Origin of the sequence: Bartonella rochalimae ATCC BAA-1498 (genome assembly GCF_000706645.1) — a bacterium.
Classification (GTDB): Bacteria; Pseudomonadota; Alphaproteobacteria; order Rhizobiales; family Rhizobiaceae; genus Bartonella; species Bartonella rochalimae.
The window spans coordinates 758,236-765,369 of the sequence record NZ_KL407337.1 but is presented as its reverse complement, the minus strand read 5'-3'; the positions used below and the strand labels follow the sequence as shown (position 1 = coordinate 765,369).

3 protein-coding genes and 1 tRNA gene are annotated in these 7,134 nt (G+C 35.4%); 3 read left to right on the top strand and 1 reads right to left on the bottom strand.

Annotated features, from left to right (window positions below; all coding sequences use genetic code 11):
* Positions 1-221 precede the first annotated feature (221 nt).
* A complete protein-coding gene (locus O99_RS03295) occupies positions 222-2,018 on the top strand; it encodes a BID domain-containing T4SS effector (protein ID WP_154655487.1) in 1,797 nt (598 codons plus the stop codon).
* 267 nt (positions 2,019-2,285) lie between these two features.
* On the opposite strand, the gene O99_RS03290 is transcribed toward O99_RS03295, so the two are convergent.
* Positions 2,286-2,362 (bottom strand) — tRNA-Arg (locus O99_RS03290).
* 398 nt (positions 2,363-2,760) lie between these two features.
* Between O99_RS03290 and O99_RS03285 the strand changes: the two genes are divergently transcribed.
* Positions 2,761-3,867 (top strand): efflux RND transporter periplasmic adaptor subunit, encoded by a 1,107-nt coding sequence (locus O99_RS03285; protein WP_035006325.1) that lies wholly within the window; start codon positions 2,761-2,763, stop codon positions 3,865-3,867.
* Positions 3,868-3,900: 33 nt separating this feature from the next.
* Positions 3,901-7,035, top strand: coding sequence for an efflux RND transporter permease subunit (locus tag O99_RS03280; protein ID WP_035006324.1), 3,135 nt, complete (start codon positions 3,901-3,903; stop codon positions 7,033-7,035).
* Positions 7,036-7,134: the final 99 nt, after the last annotated feature.

The window sequence follows — 7,134 nt, the reverse complement described above, 5'->3', positions numbered from 1 at the left end:
GTTTGAGGTGTGCATTGATCGTTTGAGGTGTGCATTGATCGTTTGAGGTGTGCATTGATCGTTTGAGGTGTGCATTGATCGTTTGAGGTGTGCATGGAAAATCTCCTAGTTCTAAAGCTTCTACATCACAGAAGTACGAAAACGGAGTGATTAGTATAGACAATAAATCGAGTACAGAGTCGATAGATATTTCTCAAAAGGAACTACGAAAGTCTGTAGAGATGTCTATCAATGTATATATGATTAATGGGCTTTACATTCTTCCTGAGGAGTTTGCCTTTATAAAGAGGTATGTGACTGCAGCTGATAGTTTTTTACGCGATGATCTCTCATCTAGTGATTTTTCACTTAAAGATTTTTTACTTAAAGATTATTTGTTATTCAGAGATCTTACACGGAAGAAATTTAATATTCCGGTGGATGAGGTTTTGCTAAATGGCTATATCTATGCTAATAGTTTAACGCTGAAAAATAAATATGAATTGCAGGGCATAGAGTTTCAAGATATATGTGCCTATGATGTATTAGAAGCAGAGTACAGGCTTAAAGAAGAACCGCTACCAGAAAAGTTTGATTCATCTTATCTAAAATATCTTCATAAATGTTTGTTTGAGAAAACGTTCGAATGGGCTGGGCATACCTGTGATATTCCATTTACATTTTTAGATGGCACAGTTACCACGGTGCCAGTCAATAATAAAATTAAAGACGGTTTAGAGAGAATCGATCAAATACTAGCCGAAAAGAATAATTTGAAAGGTTTATCACATAAAGAGTTTGTTTATGAAGCATCGATGATATTTGCTTTGTTTAGTAATTTAAGACCTTTTGCAGTTGGAAATGGATGTGCACAACGGATATTTATGGAACAAATAGCCGAAGCAGCAGGGTATAGGCTTGACTTCTCGGTTGTAACAGAACAACGCATGCGATCTGCTAATAATGCTGCGTTACCACGTGATGGCAGAGCTGTAGGCAATATCACTCCTATGTGTCATCTATTTGAAGATATCTCCAATCCAGAAAAAGTGGATGTTTTAAGAGAATTCATGAATGCCATAAGGAATGCGGGATCTTTTGATGAGTATGCAAAGGTGATAAATAGGGTTATTGTAGTGCCAAATGAAGGTTCTACCTATACGGGTATTTGTAAAGGTTATAGCCCAGATTCCATCATGCTCATGATAAATGATAAGTATGTTATATGCAAAAAAGATTATTTTGCACCAGAAACATTAACAGCATTACGGCTTGGTGACAAACTTACTTTTAGAGCTTCTGTGCCAGAAAACTTTGAGAATATTCTTATTCCAGAAGAAAAAGTAGTTCCTTTGACGGAAAAAGAAATTGTTGCAAGAATTGCAGGTAATATTTTCATTCAAAAGAGTCGACAAAAAATCAAAACTTTATCAAAATCTATCTATAAAAGCTCGAAAATATTGGATGCTGATATCAATCTTGTTAATATAGATTCAGGTTTCGGTGAACAGTATATCAGACAGAATATGAGTCTTTTTAAATATATGTCTAAATTGGCAGGTACGGAAATATTGGGTATTGACAGTCCACGGCGCAAACAAGCTAAGAAAGATTACTTTAATCTCACTCAGGAATTTGATAATTATATAAGTATTGTAGTCTCTCTTAGAGAGCACATTCTTCAAGAGCACCAAGAAAAACAAGAACGTTGTCAGCAAGCGATAAAAATGCCTAGTCAAGCAGTGCAAAATATCCTTTCTATGTCTGAAGAAGATCAGATCAAAGCTTTAAATGCCAATCCCTCACTTTGCAGAGAAATTACAGGTCTTGTGGATAAAGTCAAAGATCGTCTTACATTTTGGGAGTATCAAACCCTTGATGATAGAGATTATGAGAAGCTCGCTAAAAGTGTCGGTATATCATTCAGTAGAGCACAGAAAGTCACAGAAATTATTAAGAAAGCTCAAAAAGTATGTCAGCTAACTAGAAGCAGAGCTCATGAATCGAAAAAAATGGAGCATAATCTATTACAAATATAAGATTTACATTTTTTATTTTTTTATATTCATGGGGGCAAAGCATTTGTGTAAAGTTTGTATTTATCTCGATTGTAATAATCTGAGGTACCATAATTTTTTGTTCAGTCAGTATTGGATTTATCAAAACAAAAAATAGCTCGGAAAGAACTTTCAATTTATAATGAGCTAAAAAGGAAAATGTAAGATTCTATTTCCTTACCTTTAATTACACTATCTTTAGTATTTAAAAAATATAAACGAAATTAACATATTATTCACAAAACCTATTGGTGCACCCGAAGAGATTCGAACTCCTGACCCCCAGATTCGTAGTCTGGTGCTCTATCCAGCTGAGCTACGGGTGCACACTCAGTTCTTTTAGTTAGGATATGGAATTCTTAATTGTTTCATTAGCGAATTACAAGTGAAACTTGGCAAAAATAGAGATTTTTATCTATTAGTCCATTATATTCTATTAGTTTATTATATATTGTTGTTTAAATACTGTTGTAATTTTTTGATTGCTAGAAAGTTTCTCCATAATATTTATATCATTGTATCATAATAGAGTTCCAATATGAACGATAGTTAACTTGACGGTCTGATCTACGAAAGATAGTCAAGTATAGATGAGATACGTTTTTGTGATGAAAGTTTAAGAGACACTATCTGTAATTTGGTTTTTGATAAAACTTAAATATTACACAAAATTATTTCATATAGATGTGTGTATTCATTATAAGTCAAGGATAGAGGTGTCAAATTGTGGAAAAAGACTGTTCCATTAGTCCTTTTAGCTTTCGTTTTGATTATTTCTTATTGTAAATCAAAATACAGTTTAGAAAATTCTACTCATGCAGTAAATCAAGTAAAAAATGTGCCCCATAAAATACTAAAATCACCGACAAATATGTCGGCAGCGAAAGTTATTGTTGATTCTGTTCAGGTTAAAAATTTTAATGAAACGCTCAATTTAATTGGCAACGGAAAAGCTATTGCAGCGGTAGGATTAACTCCTTGGTCGGTAGGTGTTATTGATAAATTTTTTGTATCAGCTGGAGAAAAAGTGCAAGCTGGTGATTTGATTGCAAAACTTGATTCTAAAAAGGAAGAGATAGCCGCTGCAAGAGCTAAGGTACAACGTGATAATAGTGCTTTAACGCTTTCGCGTATTCTGAAGTTACGTGCTACTAATACAGCAACAGAGGTGCAAGAACTGACAGCACGCTTAGAGCTAGATAATGCAAATTTGGCTTTGCGCGATGCTGAATTAGCACTTGATCGGCGGACAATTCGTACACCAATTAATGGAATTGTTGGTATTTTACCTATTGATGTAGGGAATGCTATTGCTCTTAATACTGAAATAGCTCGTATTGAAAATAGAGAGCGCATTTTAATCGATATATGGGTACCTGAACGATATGTATCACGCATTAGCAAAGGAGATGAAGTAGTTGTATCTTTAACAACACAGCCGAATGAGACTTTCGTTGGTTATATTCATGCGATTGATAATATAGTTGACGTTGCAAGCCGTACATTTCGCGTTCAAGTTGAGATCGAAAATAAAAAAAATACACTTATGTCTGGTATGTCTTTTTCTGTGACATTTCGATTCGATAGCGGCGTATTTCCTGTTATTAATCCCCTGGCGGTTCAATGGGATAGTAAAGGGGCATTTGTATGGTGTGTAAGAGAAGATAAGGTAGAACGTATTCCAGTATCGATTATTAAGCATAAAACAGATCAAATGTTTGTAAAAGCGTTTTTAGAGAATGATGATCAAGTTGTTATACAAGGGGGGCAAACGCTTTATCCAGGTAAGAGTGTCATTGTTGAAGACTCAACAGGTTCCAACAGTAATTAAGTAATTATGAGTAATGAATAAGCGGGATGTATAATGAGTCAAGAGCTTCAAACAAAACAATTTGTAACAGAGCCAGAACAAGGTAGTATGATCGCATTATTTATTCGGAGGCCAGTTTTCACTTTTGTTGTGAATGCTATGATCATAATTGCAGGACTTTCTGCATGGATGAATGTTGATGTACGCGAATTGCCCGATGTTGATATTCCAGTAACGACGATTATGACAATTTTTTCTAGTGCATCAGCAGAAACAATTGATCGTGAAATTACGAAAGTTATAGAAGATGCTGTTGCTCGTGTTTCAGGAGTTAAAACGATTTCTTCAACTTCTTCTTTTGGTCGTTCTCGTGTACAAATTAATTTTAATGTTGGTGTTGATTTAAATGTTGCAGCATCTGATATTCGTGATGCTATTTCTCGCATTACTTATTCTCTACCAAAAGATGCAGATTCACCTTTAATTATTAAAGCAGATTCAAATGCTGCTTCGATGATGTATTTAGTTGTGACTTCACCAACAATGAATATTGATGATTTAACAACGATTGTAAATGATCAAATTATTGATACGCTTTCTGCTGTTGATGGTGTTGGTGATGTGCAAGTTGATAGTGCTCGCACGAAAATTTTTCAGATTGATGTCGATCAAGTGAAGCTTGCTAGCTATGGATTGACTGTGGGTGATATTTCGCGTGTTCTTGCTGATATGACAACTGATGCTCCTGTAGGATCATTGCGCAATTCTAGACAAACCTTAATTGTACGTGCGACTGCTCGCTTGACAACACCTGAAGCTTTTGAACAAGTTATCTTAAAGCCTCATGTGAAACTTGGAGATGTTGCACGTGTTACTTTATCCCCTGATGTGGAAACAGTTATTCTTCGCGTTAATGGGAAAACAGGGATTGGGATAGGGATTGTGCGTAAAGCGCAATCCAATACTCTCAATATTTCTAAAGGTGTTCGCACGGTTCTTGAACAACTTAAAGGTGTTTTGCCTCCCTCTGTGCATATGAGTATTCTTAGTGATGATGCTATTTTTATTCAAAGTGCTCTTCATGAAGTCGAGGTTGCTTTAGCTATCGCTATATTAAGTGTTATTTTAGTTATTTTTCTTTTTCTTAGAGATATTCGTGCAACACTTATTCCTATTTTGTCTATTCCAGTTGCTCTTATAGGGACAATTGCAGCGATTTATCTTGCAGGGTTTTCATTGAATATCTTGACATTTTTAGGACTTGTTTTGGCAACGGGACTTGTTGTCGATGATGCAATTGTTGTTCTTGAGAATATTGTTCGAAGGCGTAATATGGGATTAGGATCTCGATCAGCAGCAGTAGTAGGAACACAAGAAGTATTTTTTGCTGTTTTAGCAACGACATTAACTTTAGTTGCTGTTTTTGTACCTATTTCTTTTCTTCCTGGACAGGTTGGAGGACTTTTTAGAGAATTCGGTTTTGTTTTAGCTATTTCCATTTTGCTTTCTTCAGTTGTTGCTTTGACGCTTTGTCCTATGCTTGCTTCACGCTTTCTTAAACAATATGTTGAAGACAGTAAAGAAAAAGCGCATTATTTTGCTCTTTTGGATAAATTAGGTACTTTTTTTAGTAGGAACTACGCTTATAGTTTACATAAATGTTTAGAACGTCCTTGGACTGCTGTACTGGTTTCGTTTGTTTTTGCAAGCCTTTGTCTTGGAGGCTACATGAAATTACAACAGGAATTAACACCAACAGAAGATAGGGCCGTTGTTTTTTTAGTTATTAATGGGCCACAAGGGATTTCAGTGCAATATTTGAATGAGCAGGTGAAGCAGATTGAAGAGAGCTTAGAGCCTTTGCGTGATGCTGGTGAGATTGTTAATAGTTACTCTGTTGCTGGAGTTGGTGGTTCACCTAATAGTGCTTTTCTTGTTTTGTTGCTTTCATCTTGGGATCAACGTTCTCGGAGCCAGCAAGAGATTGTAGAAGATATTAATGTGAAGGTTAAAGCATTTCCGGCAGTATTCGTATTTGCAGCTCAAGGAAATTCATTAGGAGTCCGAGGAACTGGTCAAGGATTACAATTCGCAATTCTCGGAGATAATTATACAAAATTACAATCTATTGCTGGCGAGCTGATTAAGCTTTTGCAATCTGATACGCGCTTTATTCGTCCGCGGCTTACGGTAGATGCAACACAACCACAATTTTTTATTGAAATTGATCGAGAAAAAGCTTCTGATTTAGGTATTGATATTACTAATTTGAGTAATACGCTACAAGCAATGTTAGATGGAAGAAAGATCGGTTCTATTTATGTAGATGATCATTCTTACGATGTTAAACTGACATCGCGTAAGAACCCCATTACTGATCCGTCTGATCTGGAGAATGTTTTTTTTAAAACTACAGACAATAAATATGTTCCTTTATCCGTTATTGCAAATTTGCATGAAAAAGCTATTGCACCACAGTTAAAACGAGAAAAACGTATGAGTGCAGTTGTGTTGAGTACAAATCTTGCTCCAGGTGTTTCTTTGGGAAATGCGTATCAAGCTATAGAAAATATTGCTTCTCCTTTATTAGTGGAAGGAAATTATATTATTCCTTTGGGTGAAGCTGCAACACTTAGTGAGACATCTTCTAGTTTCATGAGTGTTTTTGGTATCGCCTTTGTGATTATTCTGTTGGTTTTAGCTGCGCAGTTTGAGAGTTTTATTTCAGGTTTTATTATAATAGCTACTGTACCATTAGGACTTGGTTGTGCTGTAATTGCTATGCTTTTTAGCGGTGTTAGTCTGAATATTTATAGTCAAATTGGTTTGATTTTATTGGTGGGAGTTATGGCAAAAAATGGTATTTTAATTGTTGAATTTGCAGATCAGTTACGTGAGCAAGGTAAAAGTGTGCGTGAAGCTGTAGAAGATGCGGCAAATATTCGTCTTCGCCCAGTATGTATGACAATGATTTGCGCTATCTTAGGAGGAATTCCTTTAGTTTTAGCAAAAGGTGCTGGCGCAGAAGCACGTATAGCTTTAGGATGGGTTATTGTTGGTGGTTTAGGTCTAGCAACGATTTTTACTCTTTTTATGACGCCAGTTGTTTATCTCTTACTTGGACGTTTTGTACAACCAAAAGCAGAACAAGCTCTGCGTTTAAAAGACGATCTTAGCCACATTGACTGATTTTTTTAAGAATAAAAGGTGAATAGATTTTTAAATTTTTTATTTGAAAGATATCATTTTAGTACTTTATCTTTTTTATTTTTGCGTAGCTTTATTTTG